At 36.1% G+C, this 26,912-nt stretch carries 24 protein-coding genes and 1 other RNA gene; 19 read left to right on the top strand and 6 right to left on the bottom strand.

The features are described 5' to 3' along the window. Positions 1 to 23 precede the first annotated feature (23 nt). The 13 genes from eno (at position 24) to C2I06_RS13275 (ending at position 15,603) form a co-directional block, all read left to right on the top strand. Entirely contained in the window at positions 24 to 1,319 is a 1,296-nt protein-coding gene (eno, locus tag C2I06_RS13340; protein ID WP_095330376.1) for a phosphopyruvate hydratase, read from the top strand. A gap of 1,081 nt (positions 1,320 to 2,400) precedes the next feature. Then, positions 2,401 to 2,634 carry a preprotein translocase subunit SecG gene (gene secG, locus C2I06_RS13330; RefSeq protein WP_031540682.1) on the top strand — a complete coding sequence of 78 codons (234 nt, stop codon included), beginning with the start codon at positions 2,401 to 2,403 and terminating at the stop codon, positions 2,632 to 2,634. A gap of 241 nt (positions 2,635 to 2,875) precedes the next feature. Beyond that, complete coding sequence (locus tag C2I06_RS13325; RefSeq protein WP_095330384.1) at positions 2,876 to 3,619, top strand: alpha/beta hydrolase; 744 nt, start codon at positions 2,876 to 2,878, stop codon at positions 3,617 to 3,619. A gap of 66 nt (positions 3,620 to 3,685) precedes the next feature. Then, positions 3,686 to 5,977 carry a ribonuclease R gene (gene rnr / locus C2I06_RS13320; RefSeq protein ID WP_420915969.1) on the top strand — a complete coding sequence of 764 codons (2,292 nt, stop codon included), beginning with the start codon at positions 3,686 to 3,688 and terminating at the stop codon, positions 5,975 to 5,977. A gap of 119 nt (positions 5,978 to 6,096) precedes the next feature. Beyond that, positions 6,097 to 6,564 carry an SsrA-binding protein SmpB gene (gene smpB / locus C2I06_RS13315; RefSeq protein WP_016203855.1) on the top strand — a complete coding sequence of 156 codons (468 nt, stop codon included), beginning with the start codon at positions 6,097 to 6,099 and terminating at the stop codon, positions 6,562 to 6,564. Positions 6,565 to 6,723: 159 nt separating this feature from the next. After that, positions 6,724 to 7,082, top strand: a transfer-messenger RNA (tmRNA) gene (gene ssrA / locus C2I06_RS13310). A gap of 470 nt (positions 7,083 to 7,552) precedes the next feature. Next, positions 7,553 to 9,403 carry a BglG family transcription antiterminator gene (locus C2I06_RS13305; RefSeq protein WP_095330386.1) on the top strand — a complete coding sequence of 617 codons (1,851 nt, stop codon included), beginning with the start codon at positions 7,553 to 7,555 and terminating at the stop codon, positions 9,401 to 9,403. 60 nt (positions 9,404 to 9,463) lie between these two features. Further along, positions 9,464 to 9,910: a PTS sugar transporter subunit IIA gene (locus tag C2I06_RS13300; RefSeq protein ID WP_123258194.1), complete on the top strand. Its 447-nt coding sequence runs from the start codon at positions 9,464 to 9,466 to the stop codon at positions 9,908 to 9,910. 25 nt (positions 9,911 to 9,935) lie between these two features. Continuing rightward, on the top strand, positions 9,936 to 10,238 hold the full coding sequence (locus C2I06_RS13295) for a PTS sugar transporter subunit IIB (protein WP_095330388.1): 303 nt from the start codon (positions 9,936 to 9,938) through the stop codon (positions 10,236 to 10,238). 18 nt (positions 10,239 to 10,256) lie between these two features. Beyond that, positions 10,257 to 11,681 carry a PTS galactitol transporter subunit IIC gene (locus C2I06_RS13290; RefSeq protein ID WP_123258193.1) on the top strand — a complete coding sequence of 475 codons (1,425 nt, stop codon included), beginning with the start codon at positions 10,257 to 10,259 and terminating at the stop codon, positions 11,679 to 11,681. Positions 11,682 to 11,848: 167 nt separating this feature from the next. Next, positions 11,849 to 12,907 carry a galactitol-1-phosphate 5-dehydrogenase gene (locus C2I06_RS13285; protein WP_123258192.1) on the top strand — a complete coding sequence of 353 codons (1,059 nt, stop codon included), beginning with the start codon at positions 11,849 to 11,851 and terminating at the stop codon, positions 12,905 to 12,907. Between the two features lie 67 nt (positions 12,908 to 12,974). Further along, the gene (gene araD, locus C2I06_RS13280) at positions 12,975 to 13,670 is read left to right on the top strand and encodes an L-ribulose-5-phosphate 4-epimerase (protein ID WP_123258191.1); all 696 of its coding nucleotides are present in this window, start codon (positions 12,975 to 12,977) and stop codon (positions 13,668 to 13,670) included. Between the two features lie 454 nt (positions 13,671 to 14,124). Further along, on the top strand, positions 14,125 to 15,603 hold the full coding sequence (locus C2I06_RS13275) for an aldehyde dehydrogenase family protein (protein WP_123258190.1): 1,479 nt from the start codon (positions 14,125 to 14,127) through the stop codon (positions 15,601 to 15,603). 83 nt (positions 15,604 to 15,686) lie between these two features. On the opposite strand, the gene C2I06_RS13270 is transcribed toward C2I06_RS13275, so the two are convergent. After that, entirely contained in the window at positions 15,687 to 15,893 is a 207-nt protein-coding gene (locus C2I06_RS13270) for a YozQ family protein (RefSeq protein ID WP_095330393.1), read from the bottom strand. 413 nt (positions 15,894 to 16,306) lie between these two features. Here C2I06_RS13270 and C2I06_RS13265 point away from each other — a divergent pair, with 413 nt between their 5' ends. The 5 genes from C2I06_RS13265 to arfA all read left to right on the top strand — a co-directional run bounded on the left by C2I06_RS13265 (position 16,307) and on the right by arfA (position 21,756). Next, entirely contained in the window at positions 16,307 to 17,662 is a 1,356-nt protein-coding gene (locus tag C2I06_RS13265) for an ABC transporter substrate-binding protein (RefSeq protein WP_164463697.1), read from the top strand. Positions 17,663 to 17,723: 61 nt separating this feature from the next. Beyond that, positions 17,724 to 18,629: a carbohydrate ABC transporter permease gene (locus tag C2I06_RS13260; RefSeq protein WP_095330395.1), complete on the top strand. Its 906-nt coding sequence runs from the start codon at positions 17,724 to 17,726 to the stop codon at positions 18,627 to 18,629. A 2-nt stretch (positions 18,630 to 18,631) separates the two neighbouring features. Next, a complete protein-coding gene (locus C2I06_RS13255) occupies positions 18,632 to 19,522 on the top strand; it encodes a carbohydrate ABC transporter permease (RefSeq protein WP_171509911.1) in 891 nt (296 codons plus the stop codon). 27 nt (positions 19,523 to 19,549) lie between these two features. Continuing rightward, positions 19,550 to 20,161 carry a YesL family protein gene (locus C2I06_RS13250; RefSeq protein WP_095330396.1) on the top strand — a complete coding sequence of 204 codons (612 nt, stop codon included), beginning with the start codon at positions 19,550 to 19,552 and terminating at the stop codon, positions 20,159 to 20,161. A gap of 80 nt (positions 20,162 to 20,241) precedes the next feature. Continuing rightward, on the top strand, positions 20,242 to 21,756 hold the full coding sequence (gene arfA / locus C2I06_RS13245) for an arabinosylfuranosidase ArfA (RefSeq protein ID WP_095330397.1): 1,515 nt from the start codon (positions 20,242 to 20,244) through the stop codon (positions 21,754 to 21,756). A gap of 99 nt (positions 21,757 to 21,855) precedes the next feature. On the opposite strand, the gene C2I06_RS13240 is transcribed toward arfA, so the two are convergent. From C2I06_RS13240 to C2I06_RS13220, 5 genes are all read right to left on the bottom strand, one after another. After that, positions 21,856 to 22,602, bottom strand: a complete 747-nt coding sequence (locus tag C2I06_RS13240) for an amino acid ABC transporter ATP-binding protein (protein ID WP_095330398.1) — start codon at positions 22,600 to 22,602, stop codon at positions 21,856 to 21,858. 15 nt (positions 22,603 to 22,617) lie between these two features. Beyond that, on the bottom strand, positions 22,618 to 23,277 hold the full coding sequence (locus C2I06_RS13235; protein ID WP_095330399.1) for an amino acid ABC transporter permease: 660 nt from the start codon (positions 23,275 to 23,277) through the stop codon (positions 22,618 to 22,620). 72 nt (positions 23,278 to 23,349) lie between these two features. Then, on the bottom strand, positions 23,350 to 24,126 hold the full coding sequence (locus tag C2I06_RS13230) for an amino acid ABC transporter substrate-binding protein (protein ID WP_123258189.1): 777 nt from the start codon (positions 24,124 to 24,126) through the stop codon (positions 23,350 to 23,352). A gap of 352 nt (positions 24,127 to 24,478) precedes the next feature. Continuing rightward, entirely contained in the window at positions 24,479 to 25,075 is a 597-nt protein-coding gene (locus tag C2I06_RS13225; protein WP_123258188.1) for an MEDS domain-containing protein, read from the bottom strand. 120 nt (positions 25,076 to 25,195) lie between these two features. Further along, on the bottom strand, positions 25,196 to 25,387 hold the full coding sequence (locus C2I06_RS13220) for a hypothetical protein (RefSeq protein ID WP_095330402.1): 192 nt from the start codon (positions 25,385 to 25,387) through the stop codon (positions 25,196 to 25,198). Between the two features lie 254 nt (positions 25,388 to 25,641). Between C2I06_RS13220 and C2I06_RS25965 the strand changes: the two genes are divergently transcribed. Continuing rightward, a complete protein-coding gene (locus C2I06_RS25965; protein WP_123258187.1) occupies positions 25,642 to 26,799 on the top strand; it encodes a GNAT family N-acetyltransferase in 1,158 nt (385 codons plus the stop codon). Positions 26,800 to 26,912 lie beyond the last annotated feature (113 nt).

Raw genomic sequence — 26,912 nt, 5'->3', positions numbered from 1 at the left:
TTATTTTAAAAGGAGAGAATATTATGCCTTATATTCAACAAGTATATGCTCGTGAAGTATTAGATTCACGTGGTAACCCAACAGTAGAAGTAGAAGTATTAACTGAATCAGGATTCTTTGGTCGTGCACTAGTTCCATCTGGTGCTTCAACTGGTGAATACGAAGCAGTTGAATTGCGTGATGGTGACAAATCTCGTTACCTTGGTAAAGGTGTTCTTAAAGCAGTAGAAAACGTAAACGAAGTAATTGCTGAAGCAATCATCGGTATGGACGTTACAGATCAAGTTGGAATCGACAGAACAATGATCGAACTTGATGGTACAGAAAACAAAGGTAAATTAGGTGCTAACGCAATCCTAGGTGTATCTATGGCTGTTGCACATGCTGCTGCTGAAGTAGTAGGTCTTCCATTATACCGTTACCTTGGTGGATTCAACGCGAAACAATTACCAACTCCAATGATGAACATCATCAACGGTGGTTCTCATGCTGATAACAATGTTGATTTCCAAGAATTCATGATCTTACCAGTAGGAGCTCCAACTTTCAAAGAAGCTCTACGTACTGGTGCTGAAGTATTCCATGCATTAAAAGCAGTTTTACATGCAAAAGGTTTAAACACTGCTGTAGGTGACGAAGGTGGATTCGCTCCAAACCTTGGTTCTAACCGTGAAGCATTAGAAGTAATCATCGAAGCAATCAAAAAAGCTGGATACGAGCCTGGTAAAGATGTATTCTTAGGTATGGACGTTGCTTCTTCTGAATTCTACAACAAAGAAACTGGTAAATACGATCTTGCAGGAGAAGGCCGTACTGGTTTAACTTCTGAAGAATTAGTAAGCTTCTATGAAGAATTAGTTAACGAATTCCCAATCATCTCTATTGAAGATGGTTTAGATGAAAACGACTGGGAAGGTCACAAATTATTAACTGACCGCATCGGTTCTAAAGTACAATTAGTAGGTGACGATTTATTCGTTACAAACACTAAAAAATTAGCTGAAGGTATCGAAAAAGGAATTGCAAACTCAATCCTTATCAAAGTTAACCAAATTGGTACTTTAACTGAAACTTTCGATGCTATCGAAATGGCTAAACGTGCTGGTTACACAGCAGTAGTTTCTCACCGTTCTGGTGAAACAGAAGATGCTACAATCGCTGACATCGCTGTTGCTACTAACGCTGGTCAAATCAAAACTGGTTCATTATCTCGTACAGACCGTATCGCTAAATACAACCAACTTCTTCGCATCGAAGACGAGCTTGGCGAGTTAGCAGTATACGATGGTCTTAAATCTTTCTACAACCTTAAAAAATAATTGAAGTTAAGTTTGACTTAACTTGATAAACACCCTGGCTTTAGGAGACCCCTTTATGCTAGGGTGTTTTTTGTTATATAGAGAATGTTTTTTTGTTAGAAGAGAGGGAGGATCCATCAGTGACATAAGCTGGCTGGGATACCTGAAAAAGGGAACAGAGAGCCATTGTCTGTGCCCACAAACAAGAAGAAAAGCTGAAAAAGGGAACAGAGAGCCATTGTCTGTGCCCACAAACAAGAAGAAAAGCTGAAGAAGGGAACAGAGAGCCGTTCTCTGTGCCCGCAAACAAGAAGAAAAGCTGAAAAAGGGAACAGAAAGCCATTGTCTGTGCCCACAAACAAGAAGAAAAGCTGAAAAAGGGAACAGAGAGCCATTCTCTGTGCCCACAAACAAGAAGAAAAGCTGAAAAAGGGAACAGAGAGCCATTCTCTGTGCCCACAAACAAGAAGAAAAGCTGAAAAAGGGAACAGAGAGCCATTGTCTGTGCCCGCAAACAAGAAGAAAAGCTGAAGAAGGGAGCAGAGAGCCGTTCTCTGTGCCCGCAAACAAGAAGAAAAGCTGAAGAAGGGAACAGAGAGCCATTCTCTGTGCCCACAAACAAGAAGAAAAGCTGAAGAAGAGAACAGAGAGCCGTTCTCTGTGCCCGCAAACAAGAAGAAAAGCTGAAGAAGGGAACAGAGAGCCATTGTCTGTGCCCACAAACAAGAAGAAAAGCTGAAAAAGGGAACAGAGAGCCGTTCTCTGTGCCCACAAACAAGAAGAAAAGCTGAAAAAGGGAACAGAGAGCCATTGTCTGTGCCCACAAACAAGAAGAAAAGCTGAAGAAGGGAACAGAGAGCCGTTCTCTGTTCCCGCAAACAAGAAGAAAAGCTGAAGAAGGGAACAGAAAGCCATTGTCTCTACTCTTAAACATAACGAACAACATATATCTTGTTTAAGAGGCTTCTCAATCATTAGCCACTGTCCCATGATGTATTCTACTAATTATTATGACAAAGACGCGACATACTATTGTGACAAAACATAAAATATGATACATTTAAACTAATGTAGGTTGGTTTTAATGGAGGTGTTTGATATGATACACACAGTTTTGATTACTTTATTGATTATCGTTGCGATTGCATTAATCGTAGTAGTACTTCTTCAAAATGGTAAGAGTGCTGGACTATCTGGAGCAATTTCTGGTGGTGCAGAGCAGTTATTTGGTAAACAAAAAGCACGTGGTTTAGAATTAATCCTTCACAATGCAACAATCGTTTTAGCAATTCTATTCTTTGTCTTAACGATTGCAGTTAGTTATTTTGATCTATAATAACGAGATTCGGTATAGATGAAAAAACCTGGCCAAGAAAGGTCAGGTTTTTTTTCGGAAAACAAATGGAGTTGTACATAAGATTTATAAAAGACCTATAGTATGAAGTAATCATATGACTGGATTCTTTCTTTTCTTTTTTACTAAAATAGAAGGATAGTTCTTTTTCAAATAAATTGGTCACTTTATATTATAGAATAGGGCGAAGGAGAAAATAATAAGACAAAGGAGCGTTTATCTAATGAAAATAGTAGAACAGAAACCATTAACCTTTAAAGGAGATAATAAACGTGCAGTGCTTTTATTGCACGGCTTTACGGGGAATACATCAGATGTACGCTTGCTTGGTAGATATTTAAATACAAAGGGCTACACCTGCTATGTACCTTTATATAAAGGACATGGAGTACCACCAGAGGAATTAGTGGAATACGGGCCAAAGGATTGGTGGAAGGATGTAACGGAAGCATACCAGCATTTAAAGGAGATGGGATTTGAAGAAATTGCTGTCGGAGGTCTTTCTTTAGGAGGGGTATTTTCCCTTAAATTAGGTTACACTGTACCTGTAAAGGGTATCGTAACCATGTGTGCTCCAATGTACATTAAAAGTGAAGATGTCATGTATGAAGGCGTACTTGAATACGCTCGTAATTATAAGCAGCGCGAGAAGAAATCAGAAGAAGTTATTGAGCAGGAAATGGCTCAATTTAAGCCAATGAATACATTAAAAGAATTACAAAATTTAATCAAAGAAGTAAGAGAATCGATTGATCTTATTTATTCACCAGTTTTTGTTATTCAGGCACGACATGATCAAATGATTGATACAAATAGTGCAAATATCATTTATGAAGAAGTGGAATCGATTCAAAAAGATATTAAATGGTATGAAAACTCTGGACATGTTATTACACATGATAAAGAAAAAGAACAAGTTTTTGAAGATTTCTATCAGTTTTTAGAAAAACTAGATTGGAATCAATAAGATGCAAAGGAGGTTTTTTGTTTGGAAGATATAATTAAAGAAAATGTCGAGAAGCTATTAACTTATATGAAAGATGAAGCCTATAAACCACTAACCGTGCAAGAGCTAGAAGAGGCTTTCGGAATAGAGGATTCTTCTCACTTTAAAGATTTTGTCAAGGCACTTGTACAGATGGAAGAGAAGGGGCTAGTTGTTCGGACAAGGAGCAATCGTTATGGATTACCAGAGAAGATGAACCTTATTCGGGGGAAATTAGCTGGTCATGCGAAAGGATTTGCGTTTGTTATCCCTGAAGAACAAGGCATGGATGATATTTTTATACCGCCTAATGAAGTTAAAACGGCGTTAAATGGTGATATTGTATTAGCACGTGTCACTTCGGAAAGCTCTGGCCAAAGAAGAGAAGGAACAATCGTACGAATTATCGAAAGAGGAGTCCAGCAAATTGTTGGTACATATTCAGAGAGCAAGCATTTTGGCTTTGTTATCCCTGATGATAAAAAAATCGCGACAGATATTTTTATCCCAAAAGGCAGCACAAAAGGGGCAATAGAAGGGCATAAGGTTGTCGTGAAATTAACTTCTTATCCTGAAGGCAGAAAGAATGCGGAGGGAGAGGTTGTTAAAATACTTGGACACAAAAATGACCCAGGTGTTGATATTTTATCGGTAATACATAAGCATGGATTACCACTTGCCTTTCCAGATAACGTGTTAGAACAAGCGAATAATGCACCAGATACGATTGATGAAGAGGAAATTGCCAATAGACGTGATTTGCGCAATGAAACTATTGTCACAATTGATGGGGCAGATGCGAAGGATTTGGATGATGCCGTTACAGTAACGATGTTAGAGAACGGTAATTATAAATTAGGGGTGCATATCGCAGATGTTTCTTACTATGTAACGGAAAACTCTCCAATAGATGTAGAAGCCGAGGAGAGAGGAACAAGCGTTTATTTAGTTGACCGAGTTATTCCAATGATTCCGCACCGTTTATCTAATGGAATTTGTTCTTTAAATCCAAAGGTTGATCGCTTAACTCTTTCTTGTGAGATGGAAATTACGTCTGATGGTGAAGTAGTTTCCCATGAAATTTTTCAAAGTGTCATTAAAACAACGGAACGAATGACATATGCTGATGTGAATTCGATTTTACATGATAAAGATGAAGAACTAAGAGCCAAGTATGAAGGGCTTGTCCCGATGTTTGAACGAATGGAGGATTTAGCAGCTATTCTGCGCAAAAAACGGATGACTCGTGGTGCCATTGATTTTGACTTTAAAGAATCTAAAGTAATTGTAGATGAAGATGGAAAGCCACAGGATGTTATTTTAAGAGAACGTTCTGTTGCAGAAAAACTAATTGAAGAGTTTATGCTTGTTGCCAACGAAACAGTCGCGGAACATTTTCATTGGATGCAGGTTCCATTTATTTACCGTATTCATGAAGATCCAAAAGAGGAAAAGTTAAGAAGATTTTTCGAGTTTATTACAAACTTTGGTTATATCGTGAAAGGTACTGCTAACTCTGTTCATCCAAGAGCATTACAAGAAATTATTGAGTCAGTACAGGGAACTCCTGAAGAGATGGTTATTTCGACTGTCATGCTGCGCTCCATGCAGCAGGCTAAATACTATCCAGAAAGCTTAGGGCATTTTGGTTTATCAACAGAATTTTATACGCATTTTACATCGCCGATTAGACGGTATCCGGATTTAATCGTACATCGTTTAATTCGTACGTATTTAATTGAAGGGGATATTAGTTCTGCTACACAAGAAAAGTGGAACAGCCGCCTAACAGAAATCGCTGAGCACTCCTCTAGTATGGAAAGAAGATCAGTAGAAGCAGAACGCGAAACGGATGAACTGAAAAAATCAGAGTACATGCTTGATAAAATTGGCGAAGAATATGATGGCATTATTAGTTCTGTTACGAATTTTGGTATGTTTGTGGAACTTACGAATACGATTGAAGGACTTGTCCATGTAAGCTATATGACAGATGATTACTATCGTTATGATGAGCGTCATTTTGCTATGATTGGCGAGCGAACAGGGAAGGTTTTCCGTATTGGAGACGAAATTACTGTTCGCGTTGTGAATGTGAACAAAGAGGAACGTGCCATTGACTTTGAAATAGTTGGAATGAAGGGGACTCGCCGCAGAGATCCGAAAAAAGAAGGGAAGGTATTTTCTACTGGCAGTGTCTCTCGTGCCCCGCGTAAAGGCAAATCAGAGAGAGATACGGATCGTAAAGGAAAAACAGGTGAATCAAGACGTAAAGGAAAGAATGAGAGAAAACACTTCGAGAATGCTCCAAAAGCAAAGAGAAAGAAAAAGAAACGCTAACAGATAAATAGATGCATTTATGCATGTGGTTTCTTTTAGATGAAGAAGCCACATGCAGAGGATGTTTGTATATTAAGCGTTCTTTTGATAAAATTATTGGCAGAGTAGGGGGAAGAGACATGCCAAAAGGTGAAGGGAAATTAGTAGCACAGAATAAAAAAGCAAACCATGACTATTTTATTGAAGAGACTTATGAGGCAGGGATTGTTCTCCAAGGAACAGAAATTAAAGCGATTCGTGCAGGAAGAGTAAATTTGAAGGAATCATATGCGCGGATTATTAATGGCGAGGTATTTCTATTAGGGATGCATATCAGTCCATATGAACAAGGAAATCGCTATAATCATGATCCATTAAGAACAAGAAAGCTTTTATTACATCGCAAACAAATTAATAAGTTAATCGGGGATACAAAAGAAGCGGGCTATGCTTTAGTTCCACTGAAACTTTATTTTAAAAATGGCTATGCAAAGGTTTTGATTGGTCTAGGTAAGGGTAAAAAGAACTATGACAAGCGGGAAACTTTAAAACGTAAAGAAGCAAATCGCAGTATTGAACGTGCTTTACGTGAAAGGCAAAAAATGTAATCCAAAACTTTACAATTGAAATACGCTCCAGTTATGTTATAATAATTTATGTCGATAAGACAACATAACTTTAAGCTCCTATTTCAGAGCTTCCGAAACGTTAAGCTTAAATGCTAAGAATCTTGTAATGTAACAATTACTTGATTTTATCCTTATAATGGGGACGCTACGGATTCGACAGGGATAGTTCGAGCTTAGGTTGCGAGTCGAGGGGATCGGCCTCGTTAAAACGTCAAAGCCTATAACTGGCAAACAACAAAACAACTTCGCTTTAGCTGCTTAATAGCGCTTAGCGGTTCCTCCCTCCATCGCCCATGTGGTAGGGTCAGGGACTCACTTTAAGTGGGCTACGCCGGATTCCACCGTCTGAGGAAGAAGGAAGAGAACAACCAGACTAGCTTATCGGACGCCTGTCAACAGGCAGAAGAATAAGCGAAATGCGAATATGTTGACTACACTCGTAGAAGCTTAAGTGCCGATATTTCTGGACGAGGGTTCGACTCCCTCCGTCTCCACCAAATACATATTTGGTGGTTTTTTATTTTTTATTAATACTACATACAATGGAATGTATTTTTCATTTCACTTTTATTTTTGGTCTAAAAAGATAGTGATTTCCGTATTATGGGAATTTCTGTCTTTTTATTTTTGGTTAAGCAGAAAGAAATTTAAATTGAGTGGAACTATGGTTTCTATAACATGTTTCCTTGTCGTTTATTAATTATGAGAGTCTTGCGTGTTATCATTCCTTTCTTCGTACTCCTCTTTTAATCTTTTCCATCAAAGCATTCCAATTCAATTCACTACTAGCAGCCAATACATTTGCACTTATCTCTACACGAAGTTTCGTTGTATCTATCATTAAAGTTTGCCATTATCATTAGGAAGAGTTTTGTTGTACTCTTTCCTTTCCTTACTAATAGGAAAAAGAACAAAATAGCGTGGAAGTGCTTTCTTTTTTATGATGTAGATACAGGAGGTATTCACTATGAGAGATAGATATACCAAGCTTCTTCACATACTTCAAAACTCAGATGGGTTTGTAACGGGAAATGATATTAGTGAACAGCTAAATATTAGTTCCAGAACAGTGAGAAATGACATTAAAGATTTGAATGATAACTATCTCATTGGGGCACGCATCATTTCAAATAAACGCCAAGGTTATCAACTTGAAGGTGAGTTAGTTGGTTTTAAACAGAGACATCATATTGAATTTGAGGAGCGTGCATTTTATATTGTAAAGGCACTTCTAGATACCAAGGAATGGACAACATACGAACAATTATCCCAAATGATTTATTTCTCTCCACAAACGATTCGGTCAGATATTCAACGAATTTCTCAAATGATTACCTCCCAAAAAAGAAATTTATCCGTGGAAGCATTAGTTTTTCAAGGGATTCGATTAGAGGGGGATGAATTTGACAAAAGATTATTACTTGAGAGTTTAGTAGAAAAAAACTTTATGACAATAAAAGAGCTGTATAAAGAATTATTAGTTCGTTTCGGTGGCTGGGTTTTAGAAGAAGAATTAAATTTACTGTCAACAGTGGTGATTGAGAATCTAAATAAGTATATTCACGATATTCCCACAGGGAAATTAAGTAGTTTGTTAGTGCATTTAATTATTGCGATATACCGTATCCGACATGGATATGAGATCCGCGAAGTAAAGGAAGTAGAGCAATCTTTAGATTATGAAGAATTTGAATTGGCATCTAAGATTTTAGAGGATGTTCAGGAGATATTCCAAATAGATATTGGAAATCAAGAGAAAATGTACTTTAGCCTACACCTAATAAGCCAGCGTATAATAGTTAGTTTTTATAATAATGAAACCAATATTCCTCAGGAACTGAAACAAGAGTTAGAAAAAAGCTTAGTTGATCTTGGGAAGCAATACGATTTTCGCTTTAATGAAGATCGCCTACTTGTGTCTGGATTACTTTTTCACTTAGCAAAAGCCCAATATCCTCTTCAATATCAGCTTTATGTAGAAAATCCTTATATTTCTCATATTAAGATGGAGTACTTATTAGCTTATCATATTGCAGTTCTCTTAGCACATCGTTTGGAGAAACATTTAACCTTTGTTGTGCCAGAAAGTGAAATCGGATACATTGCTCTTCATATTGCTGCACATATTGAACGAACAAAAAGAAAAAAAGTAAGAGTAGCAATCGTATCTGGAAGTGGGATTGGTGCTTCAATGATATTGAAGCAGAAAATTCAAAGACATTTTCTAGATATTGAAATTGCAGGAGAATATACCTTACAAATGTTAGATCAAATAGAAGAAAATATTTCATTAATTATTTCAACAATGGATGTGAAGAAGAATGGTATTCCCATTATTCATGTTAATGAGTTTCTGGATGAACAAGATTTAAAGAAAATAGCAGTAGCAATTAATCAGGGCTTTCTTGATCGGACTTTAAGTGAAAACCGATTCATTCTTTTAGATGAAAACAACAAACATGACTTCTTATTAAGATTAACAGAAAAAGTGAAAATGGAATATTTGTTAGATGGTATTTTAACAAGAGAAGAGATGTCGTCAACAGAAGTTGGGAATTACGTAGCTATGCCACATCCTATTGCAAGAACGGAAAATGAAGAAACGATGATTTATATAGCTATCAATCATAAACCTATCCCATGGGGAAAAACAAATGTGCAACTTGTCTTTTTGATTTTACCAAGTGAAGTAGATCGAGAAAATCACTATAAGGTTTTTAAACAACTTTATCAATTGGTTAAATCTAAAGATAAAGTTCAAGAGTTAATTCAAACAAAAGATTTTCAATCATTTATGGAGGTGCTGCACACTAATTAATAATTGGATTAACACAAGTGTTTATTATTTCATTAGAAATGTGAATGTGAGGAGACAATCATGGTTTTAGACTTAGTAAAAGTAAAATTAAAAGTAAATAGCTCTGAGGAAGTAATTAAGATTTTGGGAGAGATGTTATTAGAATCTGGTTATGTTACGGACACTTACATTGATGCAGTGCTTCAACGAGAGATGTCTTTGCCTACTGGTCTGCAAATTGGCCGTATTAATGTAGCTATTCCACATACAGACTCCACACATGTAAAGGAATCAACCATTGCTTTAGCAACCTTAGAAGAACCTGTCAATTTTCAATTAATGGCTGATCCTGCCCAGAAAGTTGATGTGAAATTAGTCTTCTTACTAGCAGTTAAAGAACCAAAAAAGCAAGTGAAATTATTAAAGCAGCTAATGGCTATATTTCAGAACGAAGAGCTTTTAAATAGAATGGAAAAGGCTGAAGATAGTCGAGTTATCTCTGATATTTTAAGTAGTGCTTTAGCTTAAATAAATTTGAATTGGGGGACTTTTAATGAAAAGTTACAACATATTGTCAGTATGTGGTTCAGGAACGGTTACGTCATCGATGGTAGCTGAGAAGCTGAAAGAGGAAATGGAGACTAGAGGCTTCCATGTTAGAACTACAGAAGCAAAACCAACAGAAGCTCTAAATTATGCTCAAAGTGGAAATTATGACTTAATTACACATACTAGTCCATTGCCAGTTGCGGATTATGGTATCCCAACCATTAGTGCTAGCAGCTGTTTAACTGGAATAGGTGAAGATGAGTTTTATGAGGAAGTGGAAAAAGTGCTTAAAGCGCTAAATAAATAATAGACTGGGGGAATGGGAATGTTTTTAGAAACGTTGAAAGAAGTTTTTGATACGTTTGGCGCTCCAATTATAGTTCCAATCATTATTTTTATTATTGCATTATTACTTAAAGTATCGATGAAGAAAGCATTTATTTCCGCTCTCTATGCCGGTATTGGATTACAAGGATTTACAATGGTTCTAGGCGCCTTTACACCAATTATTTCACCTGTAATTCAAAACATGGTTGATATTACTGGAATGGAATTAACAGGTTTTGATGTGGGATGGCAAGCCACAGCAATAGTAGGCTTTTCTACCGAACCGGGGATGATATTCCTAGCTGTTGGACTAATTTTGCAAACGGTACTATTCCTTGTGAAGTGGACAGATGTTTTCCAGCCATCAGACTTATGGAATAATTATTCCTATGTGATTTGGGGATCAATGGTTTATCTGGTCACAGATAATATGATTTTATCGATTGGATGTATGATTGTTCTTAACCTTTATAGCTTGTTGAATGCAGAGCTGATGGCAAGAAGATGGTCAAAATATTACAATTATCCAAATGCAACAATTATTGCGATGCATAATATTGAACCTACTATATTTGGAGTTTTAATGGATCCCCTTTTAAATAAACTGGGATTCCATAAAATCAAATTAAATCCAGCAACCTTGCAAAAGCGGTTAGGATTTTTAGGTGAACCTATTACTTTGGGGTTGTTTCTAGGAATATTCATTGGAGTATTAGGTAATTTAACAACATTAAATAGTTTGGATGCATGGGGATCCATTGCTTTAGTTGGAATTGCAACAAGTGCGGTAATGGCAATTTTCCCGCGCGTTGCGGGGCTTTTTGCTCAAGCATTTAGTCCAATTACAGAGGCAGCTAGAAAAAATACGGTCAAAAAAGAAAAAGGATCTAATCGAGAATGGTATTTGGCTGTCAATGATGCAGCAGGTTTTGGAGAACAAGCAACATTAATGACAGGAGTATTATTAATTCCAGTGATGGTATTTCTAGCGATGGTTCTTCCAGGAAATAAAGTGCTACCAGTTGTTGACTTATTAGCTATTCCCTTTATGGTCCAAGGCCTGGTGGCTATTTCAAATGGTAATATCGCTAAGATTATGGTCAATGGAGCTATCTGGTTTGGTCTTGGATTATACATGTGTACGTATACAGCACCCTTATTTACCGAAATTGCCAAAGACGTCGGCATTGCTTTACCAGCTGGAGCATTGTTAATAACAAGTTTTAATATACTGGGAAAGCCATTAATGGGATTAATTTTTTTAGCATTTTTAAGTCAGAATCCTATATTTATTGGATTAACGATTGTCGCTTATTTCATTCTATGGTTCTTTTTTAGAAAAAATAAAATGGCAATTTACGATTATTTAGATCGTCAAGCTGAGAAAAATTCTCAAGACAAAAAAACCTCTTCCGCAGCATAGATAGAGAGTTCTGCACTGTATTGGTGGCTAGTCAGCACGGAAGAATAAGAGGACATGAAAGTTCTCAAATGATTTCGAGTTGGCTAGGATACCGGATAAATGGGTGGAAATTACAATTTTATATAATTGCAGAAAGTGTCCATAAAAATAGAGAAAGGAGTTTGAAAATGCAACAAAAAATGCAAGCAGCAGTTTTATACTCATTGGGAAATATTCAAACAGAGTTAATAGACATACCGCAAATCAATGAAGATGAAGTTTTGATCAAGGTAGTTTATTGTGGTATTTGCGGTTCTGATGTACCGCGTTCTATGATAAGTGGAGCTCGGACATATCCACTTATTTTAGGACACGAGTTTACTGGAAAAGTCGCTGAAATTGGGAGAAATGTAACGAATGTAAAACAGGGAGATAGAGTGGTAGTTGCGCCACTTGTACCGTGTGGGGAATGTAAATTTTGTCAGGCAAGTGATTATGCACTATGTGAAAATTATAACATTATTGGAACGGGAAGTAATGGAGCGTTTGCTGAATATGTAAAAGTACCCCAAAGGCATGTTCTGCAAATTGATGATCGACTAAATTATGAAACGGCTGCAGGAGTTGAACCTGCTACAATTGGTTACCATGGCTTGCAAAAAGCACAAATTCAACCAGGTGAAACGGTAGTCGTAATGGGGTGTGGACCCATTGGACAGTTAACAATACAATGGGCAAAAATCTTTGGAGCATCTACTGTGATTGCGGTAGATATATTTGAAGAAAAACTTGAACTAGCTAGGGATTTAGGAGCAGATATTGTAATAAATGCTAAAGTATCTGATGTTGTTCAACAAATCCGCAAGTTTACTGATGGAGGAGCAGATGTTGTTGCTGAAACAGCCGGAAGTAAAATTACTCAGCAACAATCCATATTAGCAGCCAAGAAAAAAGGACGTGTAGTTTTTTTGGGTATTGCACATTCAAATCTTCCATTAGAAGAAGAGGCAATAGAGCATGTTCTTCGAGGTGAGATAAAAATTCAAGGTACATGGAATTCATATACAGCCCCCTATCCGGGGATTGCTTGGAAAGCAACTTTAGATTTCATGACAAAAGGCACTCTGAAATTTAAACCAATGATTTCTCATAAGATTACTGTTGATGAAGTTGGTGCCTATTTAAAAAAAATGGCAGATCGAACATTGAAATACAATAAGGTTTTAGTATCTTTTGGTGATAACTAGTAGTTGATAGATAAATTTTCGCAAAGTATAAAAAATAGGGAATCATTAAGAAGAGGTGAAAAAAACTATGCTTGAAAAATTAAAAGAACAAGTCTTAGAAGCAAATCTAGGTTTACCTCAACATCATTTAGTGACATTCACTTGGGGAAATGTAAGTGGTATTGATCGTGATTCGGGACTAGTTGTTATTAAACCAAGTGGAGTAGAATATGAGGACTTGAAGATAGGTGACTTAGTTGTAGTTGACCTTGAAGGGAAAGTAGTTGAGGGTCATTTAAAACCTTCATCGGACACTAGTACTCACATAGTGTTGTATAAAAACTTTAAAGATATCGGCGGAATTGTTCATACACATTCCCCGTGGGCTACTATCTGGTCTCAAGCAACTAAAGAATTGCCTGCTTTAGGTACTACACAAGCAGATACATTTTATGGTTCTGTTCCATGTACTAGAAGTTTAACAGAAGAAGAAATCAAAGGGGACTATGAGCGAGAGACAGGAAATGTCATTGTAGAAACATTTTATAAAAACGGAATAAATCCCAATGAAATTCCATCAGTTTTAGTATCTAGTCATGGTCCGTTTGCTTGGGGAAAGAATGCAAAAGAGGCACTTCATCATGCCGTTATTTTAGAGGAAGTATGCAAAATGGCTTATCATACACTTAATCTAAATCCGACTATTTCTTCTATGGATCAGCATTTATTAGATAAGCACTATCTTAGAAAACACGGAGCATATGCTTACTATGGTCAAAATTAACTTATAAAGAGAAAAGCTTCTATTCGAGGATATCCCGAACAATTTTATGTATAATTGTTCGGTTTTTTATTAAGTATAAAAATGTTTGTGCATTTAGTACTCCTACAAACTGAATATACCTTTTTTCATAGTGTGAGTGTCGAAACTCCCTCTCCAAATATTCGTGCGAACTAGTTTTCAAAATTAATTAGAGAAATAGTTGATAGAGGAGATATTTCCGTTATAGTAAACTCCGTTGTCCAGTTCCATCCTCTTTTCACAAAAAAAGTAGCTTTTCTAGATTAAACTCCTAGTAAAAAGTGTATAAGTTAATATAGTGTAACGGTATTTAAGTTATGGGGGTTAATAAGTCGCTCAAGAAAATCTAATTGTTTTTATCGTTCTCACTGTATATACCTTAACAACCTAATTCATACTAATGAAGTAAATAATTCCTACAAGGAGGAGTCGGAATATGCAAACAGAGCCAATTACTATACATGCCATTATTAACGGAGAGAAAGTACCAACTGAAAAGCAAGCTCCACGTGAAAATCCAACACATCCGGATGAAATTGTAGGATATGCACCTCTTAATACGCAAGAAGAAACGGTACTAGCGATTGATGCAGCTTATGATGCGTTAAAAGGCTGGGCTTGGACGGATGTAGATGAGCGGATCGAAAGAATGGAACGAGCTATTCAAAAATTAAAGGATGCAACACCTGAAATAGCTACTTTGTTATCTCGGGAACATGGGAAAGCTTTATATGATTCCAAAGGTGAAATAGCAATCTCTATCATGTGGATGGAATTTGCATGCAAGAATGTAAAGAAAGTTGTTGCTCCCCAAGAAAAAGAGCATGAAAATGGGAGAACAATCATTACATTTGATCCAGTAGGTGTGGTTTCCGCTATTTCTCCATGGAATTATCCTATTTCTTTATCCACTATTAAAATAGCACCAGCCTTATTAACTGGAAATACAATGGTTGTAAAACCAAGTCCATTTGCTCCTTTAGCTGTCAGTAAAGTAGTAGAAATTATCGCAGAAGAATTTCCTCCAGGTGTGCTCAATCTTGTCCATGGGGATGCAGAGGTAGGGGTAGAGCTTACATCGAATCCAAAAGTTGCAAAGATTGCCTTCACGGGTGGAACGAAGACAGCTAAGAGTATTATGAAGGCTGCTTCTGAAACGATTAAAAAGATGACGCTTGAGTTAGGAGGAAATGATGCCGCAATTGTGCTAGAAGACTTTGATGTAAATGATGAAAAAGCGATGCGAAGAATGGTTATTTCAAACTTCCTTACCGCAGGACAAATTTGTATGATAGCGAAACGCATTTATGTTCATCGATCAATCTATGATGCTTTCGTAGAGAAATATATCGAAGCGGCGAATAAGTGGATTCGCGTTGGCGATCCTTTTCATCCTGATGTGACGGTAGGCCCAGTAAATAATAAAAATCAGGTGAAATATGTTAAAAGTCTTGTAGAAGATGCAAAAAGTAAAGGAGCTAAAGTGATTCCATTAGGGGAAATCCTCAATCCCGAATTAATGGATAATGGATATTTTCTGCAGCCTACATTAGTATTAGGCGCTGATTTTCATGATCCAATTGTTGTAGAAGAGCAATTTGGACCGACTGTGCCAATTTTGCCTTTTGATGATGAAGAGCAAGTAATTGAGTTACACAATGAGAGCATTTATGGTCTAACAAGTTCTGTTTGGGGCGAAGAAGAACATGCAATTAAAGTTGCCCGTCGCATTGAGGCAGGCACAACAATGATTAATACTGCAGCTGTTCAAGGCTTGGATGTGCGATTCCCATTTGGCGGGGTGAAACAATCTGGAGTTGGAAGAGAGTATGGAGAAGAAGGATTAAAATCTTATGTGGAGACCCATGTAATTAATATCCCGAAAACACTTGAATTACCATATATTCCAGAGTAACAATTTCTTAGCAAGCATAGCATAGGCATGAAAAATAGAAAAAGGATGCTTTCTCTCAAAAGAATGCATCCTTTTTCTATTTGTTATTTAGTTCTTTTCTTCCCTATCTCTATATCCTCGCCATCCACATCATCAATTACAGCACCAATTTCTCCTTCTGTATAAGTATCAGTAGCTTGTTCATGAGTAGTTGCCAAGCCAGAAGAAAGTTGGTCTTTTTTTTCATAATCACTTGGATCAAACATGCGTCCTGCAACTTTTGTAGTTTGATCATTATTCTTTTTATTCAACAGAAATCCTCCTTTTTTGTAAATAGCTCCTACAGATGTATTTTCTTCTATATTGACCAAAATTACTCATACAATTTTGGAACTTTTCGATTTGACTTAGTAGTTCCAAAAGATGTATGGTCAAATATTTGTTAGATAAGCCTAGAAGAGACAGGGATAAACTCTTTTTTTAGTGATTAATTTTTGTGAACTAATATACATACATCCAAATTCATCACTTCTGATGGGTTGAAAAAAAACGCTTATTACATCCGTACATTTTTTTGAAAAAAATAAAAAAGTGCGTATAAGAATTACACATAAAAATTTGAGGATGGTAATATACCTATTTGTGAAAGCGTTTTAATTATCAGGAGGTGATCTTTGAAATACGTAAATTCAAAAATACAAAAAATCGAATGGGGGCAGAGATTATGGGGTTACCCAAAAAAGGCTTTTCCTATTTTGTAATTCTTCTGATGGCTGTTTTAGTTGTTGGTTGTTCGAATTCCTCTGGGGGAAAGGGAAGTGACAAGAAAGAGGTAGAAGCAGAGGTTACGACAGTTGGACCAGAAGATGGTGCGAAGTTGGATATGTGGTTATTCGTGGATTTACACCAAAAATTTTACACGGAAATGTTGAATAAATGGAATGAAACGAATCCAGATAAGCAAATTCAAATTAAATTTACTGTCTATCCATATGCAGATATGCATACGAAACTAACTTTATCCGTCCAATCAGGAGAAGGGATTCCTGATTTAGCAGATGTAGAAATTGGCCAATTTCCTAACTATTTAGATGGAGAAGTTCCATGGCTGGCATTAAACAGTTATGTAGAACCGTATAAGGCTGATTTGGTGACATCTCGATTAGATGCTTATGAAAAAGATGGCAACTATTATGGAGTACCGACACATGTTGGGGCTACTGTCATGTACTACAATACAGAGATTCTCGAAAAACATGGAATTGATTATACCAAAATTAAAACATGGGATGACTTTGCAGCAGCTGGTGAGAAGTTAAAAGAGGCTACTAATGGAGAAGTTTATATGACCTCTGTTGATACTGGCGGTGCGGATTGGCTGACATTAGCAATGTCGGAACACGGAGAATCTTGGGTAAAAGATCCATCCAATGCAAATGTGAAGCTGGATTCATTAAACAATATGCTAACAATGCAGCAAGGCTGGTTAGAAAGCGGGATTGCCGAAGTAACTCCAGGGGGACAAATTGATACAGAACAAGGCTATGCGACAGTGGCAAAAGGTGAAGTGGCTGCCTTCCCTAAAGCTATTTGGTATATGTCTCGTTTTACAGATTATATGCCAGAGATGTCTGGCAAATTTGCTATTGCCCCAGCACCTGTGTTTGAGGAAGGTCAAAAACGTTCAAATGGTGCAGGTGGTACAGGTACAGTCGTATATAAAGACTCTGAAAATGCTGAGCTAGCAGCTGAATTTATGACTTGGGCAAAGTTAACGGAAGAAGGCGGGGAACAAATCTGGAATATTCTTGGTTTTGATCCGGTTAATACAAAGGTTTGGACTAATAAAGATATCACTCATAATCCAGACAATGAGTATGTAAAGTACTTTGTTAATAATCCATTTGATACATTATTGGAAATTCAAGATGAAGTAAATTTGATTAAAACGGTGCCAATTACGACTACTATCAATGAAGTATTTAATTTAACCACTTTAAATGAGGTTCTAGAGAATGGTGCAAATGTAAAGCAAGCTCTTGAAGATGCACAAGCGGAGGTCGACTTTGAGCAAGAATAAGTGACGTCTTTAAGATTACCTTTACGAGGTAGTCTTAAAGACACTGACGAAAAGGAGAGGAATGAATTTGAAGAAGATCCAGGCTTTTTTATTCTCTCAGAAAATAGCACCCTATGTGTTTATATTGCCGTTTATTGTTAGCTTGTCATTCTTCTGGATATATCCAATGTATTCGACTATAGAGATGAGTTTTCATAATATTGGGAACGGATATAGCGAATTTGTTGGACTTGCAAATTATGAAAAGTTGTTAGGCGATAAGGTATTTCATATCGCTGTTAGAAATAGTGTTATCTATACAATATTAACGTTAATCATTTTAATTCCGATCCCTATGCTCTGCGCATTTTTATTAAATTCAAAAAGTGTAGTAGGGAAAAGAGTCTATAAATCGATTATCTATTTGCCAGCATTAGTTTCAGTCGTAGTAGCAGGTATTTTATTTCGCTATATGTTTAGTGAAATGGATTCTGGTCTCATGAACCAAATCCTTCATTTTTTTGGACTGGAGTCAAAACAATGGCTGAAAAATTGGGGTACGGGCATGTTTGCACTCCTTTTATTAGCAACATGGAGATGGATGGGAGTAAATACTCTATATTTTGAGGCGGGACTAAGCTCAATTGATGAGGTTCTTTATGAATCGGCAAAAGTAGATGGCGCAAATGCTTGGCAAAGATTTTGGCATATCACTCTGCCGTTACTTAAGCCGACAAGAATTTATGTGACAACCATCAGTATATATGCCGGATTAGCCATGTTTCTTGAAAGCTTTATGATATATGGAAGCAATAATTCTCCCAAAAATATTGGGTTAACGATTGTTGGTTATTTGTATAGAAGGGGAATTGAAAAGAATGATTTAGGATATGCCTCTGCTGTTGGCTTAGTATTATTAATTGTTGCTTTATCCATTAGCATGGTGTACTTGCTTTCAAGCGGCATGTTTAAAAAGGAGGCCAAATAAGTATGGGTAAGAATAATCATTTAGCAAGCTCCTCATTAGAAATTAAAAAAGGGAAGAAAGAAGGCAAAAATCCTCTAGTAAAAGTTTTAATTAACGGCTTTTTTATTATTATGTGTGCTAGTGTTGCCATCCCCTTTATCTCAGGACTGTTTGCATCCTTTCGCCCAGGCCAAATGTTAATTAGAAACGGCTTAAATCTAAACTTAGATTTTGAAAATTGGTCATTTATCAACTATAGCTATCTGTTTGATGGAAGTACTGGGTACTTGGACTGGTATAAGAACAGTTTGATTATTACCATTGTTTCGGTAGTTTTAACATTAATTATCTGTTATTTTGTTGCCTATGGCTTTGCGATGTACCATTTTAAGTTTAAAAACTTATTGTTTTTCCTCGTTATAGCAACAATGATGGTTCCCTTTGAAATATTGATGCTGCCATTATATAAGCAAATGATCAGTTTTGGACTAATAGACACCTATGCTGGCGTTATCCTTCCTGGATTAGTACATGCTTCAACCATTTTTTTCTTTAGACAATATCTTTCAGGCATCCCAAAAGAATTATTAGATGCAGGAAGAATCGATGGCAGTAGCGAGTATGGAATTTGTGTGCGCATTGTTATGCCAATTTCAAAACCTGCTTTTTCAGCAATGGCAATTCTGAGTTCTATGGGGGCATGGAATAGTATGTTATGGCCATTAATTGTTTTACGGTCAGCAGAAAAATTTACATTACCTATCGGGTTAAATACATTATTAACTCCTTATGGAAATAATTATGATGTCCTAGTGGCTGGATCTATTTTCTCTATTCTGCCTTTATTTATTTTGTACTTGATATTTAATAAGTACTTTGTAGAAGGTATGACAGCAGGCGCAGTAAAAGGATAAAGGAGCGGAGATAAGGAGGCGAGAGCGATGAAAATTAAATATGATTCACCTTTTTGGGAACGGATGGGAAAGCTCTATTCTATTATTGCTTTAAACTTCTTCTGGATATTGTTTAGTCTTCCATTAATTACAATTGGTCCATCCACTGTCGCACTCCATCGGTGTATGTTTTCTCTAATTACTGGAAAAGAAACGAATGTTTTTACAGAATTTTACCAATCATTTAAGACGAATTTTGTTAGAAATATGATGGCTGGATTGATTGTTGTTGGTTTTGGAATGCTGTTACTATCTGTACGTAATTTTTATTTTGAAATGGCAGCAAATACATCACTAACCATTTACTACTTTTATATTCTCTTAGTTTTTCTTTTTGGTTTGTTCTTTGTTACTGTCTTTCCAGTTTTATTAACATTTGATGGGACGGTTTTAGAGCTATTACGAACCGCATTTTTTATAGCAATTAAAAATTTACCAATGAGCATCTTGATGGTAGTAGTAGCCTGCTTAATCATTTATTTTTGCCAAATGTTGATTCCATTAGCCTTAATCGGAGTTTCCCTAATCGTGTTTATCAACAGCCATATTTATTGGAGAAAAATTGATAATAATTTAGTTATTGATGAAGATAATTTTTGATGATATCAATAGCACTTGTTTATTTCTGAAAAAATTCATTTATGTAAATCAAAATACATCGGAAAAGGAATGAGAGAAGTATGACTGAAAATATCAAAACTGCAAAAATGGTAATCGATAAATCTTTTAAAATATCGGAAATAGATTCCCGTATTTATGGTTCGTTTATAGAGCATTTAGGACGGGCGGTTTATGGAGGTATTTATGAGCCTGGACACCCTTCTGCGGATAAGAATGGTTTTCGTCAAGATGTAATCGAGTTAGTTAAGCAATTACAAGTTCCTATTGTGCGATATCCGGGAGGGAATATGGTATCTGCTTATAATTGGGAAGATGGAGTAGGACCAAAGGAAAAACGCCCGCGAAAATTGGAACTAGCATGGAATTCTATCGAAACCAATGAAGTAGGTACAAATGAATTTTTTGAATGGGCAAAACAAGTGAATTCGGAAGTAATGATGGCTGTAAATCTTGGAACGCGCGGCATTGATGCAGCCCGTAACCTTTTAGAATATTGCAATCTACCAGGAGGGACCTATTGGAGCGATTTGAGAAAAGAACATGGCTATAAAGACCCGCATAATATTAAAGTTTGGTGTTTAGGTAACGAAATGGATGGTCCATGGCAAATTGGTCATAAAACTGCCTATGAATATGGAAGACTAGCTGCCGAAACAGCAAAAGCAATGAAAATTGTAGATCCAAGCATTGAACTTGTAAGTTGCGGAAGCTCCAATACAGCGATGCCAACATTCCCTGAATGGGAAGCCACCTCATTGGATCAGACATATGATTACGTTGAGTATGTATCACTGCATACGTATTATGGTAATAGAGACAATGATACAGCGAATTTCCTCGCAAAATCATTAGATATGGATGATTTTATTAAAACAGTTATTGCAACCTGTGATTATATTAAAGCGAAGAAGAGAAGTAAGAAAAAACTTCATTTAAGCTTTGATGAATGGAATGTATGGTTTCACTCAAATGATCAAGATAAGCAAATAGAACCTTGGAGTGTAGCGCCACCACTTTTAGAAGATGTTTATAATTTTGAAGATGCATTGCTTGTAGGCAGTTTATTGAATTCTTTAATTAACCACTCAGATAGAGTTAAAATTGCTTGCCTTGCCCAATTAGTTAATGTTATTGCGCCAATAATGACGGAAACAGGTGGAGGGTCTTGGAAGCAGACTATTTTCTATCCATACTATTACACATCTGTTTATGGGCGTGGAACAGCAATCCAAGCGATTGTAGACTCACCAAAATATGATTCGACAGATTTTACAGATGTACCATATTTAGATCAGTCTATTGTCTATAATGAGGAGAAAGAGGAGCTTGTCATCTTTGCTGTTAATAGAAGCTTAGATAATCAATTAAATGTAGAGGTAGATATTAGGTCGTTTGAAGGATATTCCATTGTGGAGCATATAGTTCTTGCAAACGATGATCCTAAAGCAATTAATACACTTCACCAGGAAGCAGTTAAACCTGTTGCTTTTCAAGAATCTTATATGGAAAATGGCAATTTAATACTCATTCTGCCAAAAATGTCTTGGAATGTTATTCGGTTGGGAAGGAAGTAGTAAAAAAGGCAGGAAATTTAGAATTTTTAAAAAATAAAGTTGTGGTAATCAGCCTTAGACAGAAGAAACATCGCTTTCCAAGGGAGAGCGATGTTATTATTACTTCAAATTTCGACTCAAAAAAGCTTTTGTTCGAGGCGATTGTGGGTTTGTAAATAGGTTGATTGGCGGACCAGACTCTTCAATGACACCGTTGTCCATAAAGATGACTTTATTTGCTACTTCTTTGGCAAACCCCATTTCGTGGGTAACAACAACCATCGTCATTTTTTCTTTGGCTAAGTCTTTCATAACCTCCAATACTTCTCCAGTTAGTTCAGGATCTAATGCAGATGTCGGCTCGTCAAACAGTAAAATTTCTGGTTCCATCATTAATGCTCGAGCAATTGCCACACGTTGCTTTTGTCCTCCAGATAGTTTAGCAGGATAGACATTAGCAAAATTAGATAGACCAATTTTTTCGAGGATCGTCATACTTCTTTCTTGAAGGGAAGAAGCAGCTTCTTTCTTCACTAATTTTGGTGCAAGCTGAATATTGTCTTTTACAGTAAGATGTGGGAATAGATTAAAATGCTGAAAAACCATTCCCATTCTTGCTGTAATTTGTTTGACTTTTTGCTGCGGAGCATATATTCCATCTTTCACTAATTCGTCTCCAGAAACACGAATCGTTCCTCCATCGATTTTCTCTAAATCGACAAGACATCGGAGCATTGTGCTTTTTCCAGAACCAGAGGGACCAATAACAGCCACAACATCATTGTTATTGACATTAAAGGTAATCTCCTTCAACACTTCGACCTTATCGTATGATTTTTTTATATTCTCTATTTCAATGATTGCCATAAGTATCCGTCCTTCTTATTCAAATTTAAATCTGCGCTCCAGCCATTTAAATAATGCTGTTAATAGCAGGGTCATGATGAGATAAATAATTCCAGCAATGAAAAAGGGCATAATCGTAAAATCACGGTTTACTGCCGTTTGGGCAAAGTGCAGTAACTCAGGTACAGCAACAGCATAAAGCAAGGCTGTATCCTTCACTAGTGTGACAGATTCATTTGCTACAGCAGGAAGGGCAATTCGAAACATTTGTGGTAAAACAACGCGTGTGGTGGTTTGCCATTTACTTAAACCAAGCACTTGAGATGCTTCATACTGACCTTTATCAATTGCAAGTAAACCTCCACGGAAAATTTCGGCAAAATAGGCTGCATAATTCAAAATAAATCCTAAAGAGGCAGCGACAAAACGATCTAGGACTAAATATTCTCCAATTCCTGGAATCATTGGTAACCCAAAGCATATAAACAATAATTGCAGCAATAGCGGGGTACCGCGCATGATGTAAATATAACAGCTTGCCAGCCATGCGATTGGCTTGATGCTAGATCGGATGGCGAGTGTTAACAGGAAACCTAGTGGAATGGACACTACAATAGCAATAAGAAATAATAGGACGGTTGCTTGGGCTCCTTCTAACATTGGTTTTAGTATGGATATAATATAATCAACTGACATTTCTATTCCTCCAACAAAACAAAACAGGGTTTCGGAAAGAAATCCTGTTTTGTTTACGATTCATTTGCGATCTTAATTTAATACTTTATTTTCACCAAACCATTTTTCGGAAACTTCAGCGGCTGTGCCATCTTCATTCATCTCATCAAGTGCTTTTTGAAGCTTCTCTAATAATGCTTCGTTTCCTTTTTTAACCCCAATTCCGTACTCTTCTGGAGCAAGTGATTCATCAAGGATTTTAAAGGAATCTTGTTCTTTTGTCATATAGTAATCAATAACAACTTCATCAATGACAACTGCATCTAAACGACCTGACTTCAGATCATTTAATGCTAATACGTTATCGGAAAACTCGGTAACTTCCTTAATTTTTGATTTAATAGGACTACTATTTAATGCATCGGATGCAGAAGAAAGAGATTGGAGACCAACAACTTTTCCTTTTAAATCATCTAATTTGGTTATTTTTGAGTCCGCTAATGTTACAACAACTTGTGTATTTTTTAAATAGGGCTTTGTGAAAAGAACTTTTTCTTTCCGTTCATCAGTAATAGTATAGCCATTCCAAATTAAGTCAATCCGACCGCTGCTTAATTCTGACTCCTTTGTTTTCCAATCAATTGGTTGAAATTCAACTGACATATTCATTTTTTTTGCTGCAGCTTTTGCATAATCAATATCAAAGCCGACAATTTCATTATTGTCATCTCTAAACCCCATTGGAGCAAATTTATCATCAATACCAATAACTAATGTATCTTCCTTTTTATCTTTAGAATTGTTGGAACATGCTGTAAAAACGAAAAATACAGATGCCAAAATAACTAAATTAATTGCTAAACGTTTCATCTTGCGAAAGCCACCTTTATAAATTATGTTTTCAGTACAATAAATCTATAAAACTAAAAAAATCCTTTAGTTCGATAATATATTAGAGTGATAAACTAATGTATAAAATTTACCATACCAAAAAAGAGGTTGTCAATAAAATAATTTAACATATTAGTAGAGTAAAGGATTTCGTGGTGAAATATGTAAAAAGTTCGTACGAGCTTTTGGAGTCTAATGGGAATTATAGAGATCAGATTTAAAGTTTAATAGAAGTAAAAGATTGCAGGAAGAGGAATGGAGAATATGAAGGAGTAGGAGCAATTAATAAAGACTGTAATGGCTCCTACTCCGCTAAACGATTGATTACGTATCAATCAAGTTCAATTGTCGGTTTTTTATAAAAGGGTGTATCTGTTATGTATTTTTTTGATGACATAAGCTTATCACCTTTTAAAATATAAGGATGAGTCTCATGTAAGATAGTTTCTAAGGCATTTGGAATTTTCCATTCTTCATACGCACAAATTAATGGAAAGGAAATATGGTTGAAAGCGTTATCAACTATTTTCTCAAAATTTCCGATTAAATGAAAAGGCTCTTCCATCGTTGCCCATTCTACATGTGCCCATGAGCGAAAGGGAATACTTTGATCCAGATAAGGCTGAACCATTTTATTAAAATAATCTGTAATAGCTGATGGATGATAACTTCCACTTGAAAAGTAAAAATCTAAGCTATTTACATAATGAACCTGTTTTAATTGCGTGGATGTAAGTTTGGTTTTTAATTGTTCGAATATCCTTTTGAAATTTCGATCATTATCGATAAGGATTACATATTCTCTTGCTTCGATACCAGCATAAATAAAGGGAAGGACTTCTTCCATATAGTTTCGCATGCTTGTATAAAGGAATAAAACATGTAATCTTTCCTTCCCTTCAAGAAATTGCTTCTTTTTATTTTCCAATTATGCACCTCTTTATTAAAGAATAATTCCATTATAGAGGATTTTCATGGAAAGATACTGATTAAATAGGAAAAATAGTTAAATAAATGGATAAGATGAACATCTCACAGTTTGACAAAATTATCGTACTTTTTTCCACTTAAGAGAACCGCAGCCGTTATGAGGATGTGTGCTGGGATAAACTTTGTTTAATGTTTCTTTTAATTCAGGAATAGAGAGATTTTGTAGCATTTCAGAGGAGAGACCGCTACTGCAAACAATCTTTTGGATCAATATATTTTTAACGGTTTTCGATTTATCATAGTAAACCATTTTACATCCTCCTATTAATAAGTGAATTTGAGTGCACTAGAATAATAATTATTAAGTTTGCCGAAACTTTCTTTTATTATATAACAAATAATCGACTATTCATAGTGGTTAAGAAGGAATTAAAATAAACAATCGTATTTTTTTGTATGGCAAAATTTCTATTGAGGCGAGTGGAACCATTCGTTATAATAGGACAAAAGGATGAGAAGATTGAGAATTTTGAGTTTTTTCAGTATAGAAAAAGAGGTGTCTTAATGGGGGATTATCAAATAATATTATTTGACTTAGATGGTACGATTTCAGATCCTAAAGAAGGAATAACAAAATCTATTCAATATGCCCTACAAAAGCTTGGAAAAGAAGAATCTGATTTACGTAAACTAGAAAGATTTATTGGACCACCTCTACAAGAATCATTTATGGAATATTATGGTTATACTCAAACGATAACGGATCAAGCCATTTCCTATTATAGAGAGAGGTTTACGCAGTTAGGAATGTATGAAAATGAACTATATCCTGAAATTATTCCATTACTTGAAAGCTTAAGAGCAAAAGGCTGTATTATGATTGTGGCAACTTCAAAACCAACTATATTCGCAGAAAAGATTTTGAAGTATTTTCAAATAGAAACGTACTTTACCCACATAATCGGAAGTAATCTGGATGGTACTAGATCTTCGAAAACAGAAATAATTCAATACATATTAGATTTGTATCCTGCGTATAAGCCTGAAGAGTTTGTGATGATAGGAGATCGGGAACATGATATTATTGGAGCGAACAATGCAGGAATAGATTCAATCGGTGTTACTTACGGCTATGGGTCCTATGACGAGCTGAACAAAGTACAGGCAACATTTATTGCAGGAAGTATTTCTTCCTTAAAGGGTATCTTAATAGATAGGAAGCGAAAAGAGCGGATAAGGCTTGTGACAGAAGAAGATGTTCCGATTGTTCATAGACTAATGCTAGAAGCATTTGAAGATTATCGTTATAGCGAGGTACCTTCTAGTGCACTAACGGAACCAGCTGACAAATTTCTTTATGCTCTTAAAAATGGAACAGAGCAAGCAATCATATGTTGGATAGATGATGTTCCCCTTGGTTCTTCTCGTCTGCAGCTTCAAGATGATTCTCTCTATTTTTCCAGACTTTCTGTCATTCCGTCAGCAAGAGGGAAAGGAATAGCTAAAAAACTGCTAGCTTGGATAGAAGAATATGCCATCCAAAATGGCAAGCAGAAAGTAGTATGCAAAGTAAGAGCGAATGTCCTGAAAAATATCCAATTATACGAAAAAATAGGATTTGTTATAACAAAAGAAGAGACAGCTCCTAATCCTAATGGGCTGTCAGTCAAAGCGGTAACGATGGAAAAAAGGATAACAAAGATCACTCCATCCAAAATATAATTTTCTTTATAAGGCTATTCTCTATAGAAGAGAATGGCTTTTATTTTGCCATTAATCACTATTATCTTAAAAAACAATATATTCAAGAGTAGAACATTACTCTATAATAAATG

This window comes from Niallia circulans (assembly GCF_003726095.1).
GTDB classification, from domain to species: domain Bacteria; phylum Bacillota; class Bacilli; order Bacillales; family Cytobacillaceae; genus Niallia; species Niallia circulans_A.
This window is presented reverse-complemented; position numbering and strand designations above follow the sequence as displayed.

Bases quoted from the DNA above. Each gene is read 5' to 3' on its own strand.
- eno (WP_095330376.1), top strand. From the start codon at position 24: ATGCCTTATATTCAACAAGTATATGCTCGTGAAGTATTAGATTCACGT.
- C2I06_RS13325 (WP_095330384.1), top strand. From the start codon at position 2,876: ATGAAAATAGTAGAACAGAAACCATTAACCTTTAAAGGAGATAATAAA.
- rnr (WP_420915969.1), top strand. From the start codon at position 3,686: ATGAAAGATGAAGCCTATAAACCACTAACCGTGCAAGAGCTAGAAGAG.
- smpB (WP_016203855.1), top strand. From the start codon at position 6,097: ATGCCAAAAGGTGAAGGGAAATTAGTAGCACAGAATAAAAAAGCAAAC.
- C2I06_RS13305 (WP_095330386.1), top strand. From the start codon at position 7,553: ATGAGAGATAGATATACCAAGCTTCTTCACATACTTCAAAACTCAGAT.
- C2I06_RS13300 (WP_123258194.1), top strand. From the start codon at position 9,464: ATGGTTTTAGACTTAGTAAAAGTAAAATTAAAAGTAAATAGCTCTGAG.
- C2I06_RS13295 (WP_095330388.1), top strand. From the start codon at position 9,936: ATGAAAAGTTACAACATATTGTCAGTATGTGGTTCAGGAACGGTTACG.
- C2I06_RS13290 (WP_123258193.1), top strand. From the start codon at position 10,257: ATGTTTTTAGAAACGTTGAAAGAAGTTTTTGATACGTTTGGCGCTCCA.
- C2I06_RS13285 (WP_123258192.1), top strand. From the start codon at position 11,849: ATGCAACAAAAAATGCAAGCAGCAGTTTTATACTCATTGGGAAATATT.
- araD (WP_123258191.1), top strand. From the start codon at position 12,975: ATGCTTGAAAAATTAAAAGAACAAGTCTTAGAAGCAAATCTAGGTTTA.
- C2I06_RS13275 (WP_123258190.1), top strand. From the start codon at position 14,125: ATGCAAACAGAGCCAATTACTATACATGCCATTATTAACGGAGAGAAA.
- C2I06_RS13265 (WP_164463697.1), top strand. From the start codon at position 16,307: ATGGGGTTACCCAAAAAAGGCTTTTCCTATTTTGTAATTCTTCTGATG.
- C2I06_RS13260 (WP_095330395.1), top strand. From the start codon at position 17,724: ATGAATTTGAAGAAGATCCAGGCTTTTTTATTCTCTCAGAAAATAGCA.
- C2I06_RS13255 (WP_171509911.1), top strand. From the start codon at position 18,632: ATGGGTAAGAATAATCATTTAGCAAGCTCCTCATTAGAAATTAAAAAA.
- C2I06_RS13250 (WP_095330396.1), top strand. From the start codon at position 19,550: ATGAAAATTAAATATGATTCACCTTTTTGGGAACGGATGGGAAAGCTC.
- arfA (WP_095330397.1), top strand. From the start codon at position 20,242: ATGACTGAAAATATCAAAACTGCAAAAATGGTAATCGATAAATCTTTT.
- C2I06_RS13240 (WP_095330398.1), bottom strand. From the start codon at position 22,602: ATGGCAATCATTGAAATAGAGAATATAAAAAAATCATACGATAAGGTC.
- C2I06_RS13235 (WP_095330399.1), bottom strand. From the start codon at position 23,277: ATGTCAGTTGATTATATTATATCCATACTAAAACCAATGTTAGAAGGA.
- C2I06_RS13230 (WP_123258189.1), bottom strand. From the start codon at position 24,126: ATGAAACGTTTAGCAATTAATTTAGTTATTTTGGCATCTGTATTTTTC.
- C2I06_RS13220 (WP_095330402.1), bottom strand. From the start codon at position 25,387: ATGGTTTACTATGATAAATCGAAAACCGTTAAAAATATATTGATCCAA.
- C2I06_RS25965 (WP_123258187.1), top strand. From the start codon at position 25,642: ATGGGGGATTATCAAATAATATTATTTGACTTAGATGGTACGATTTCA.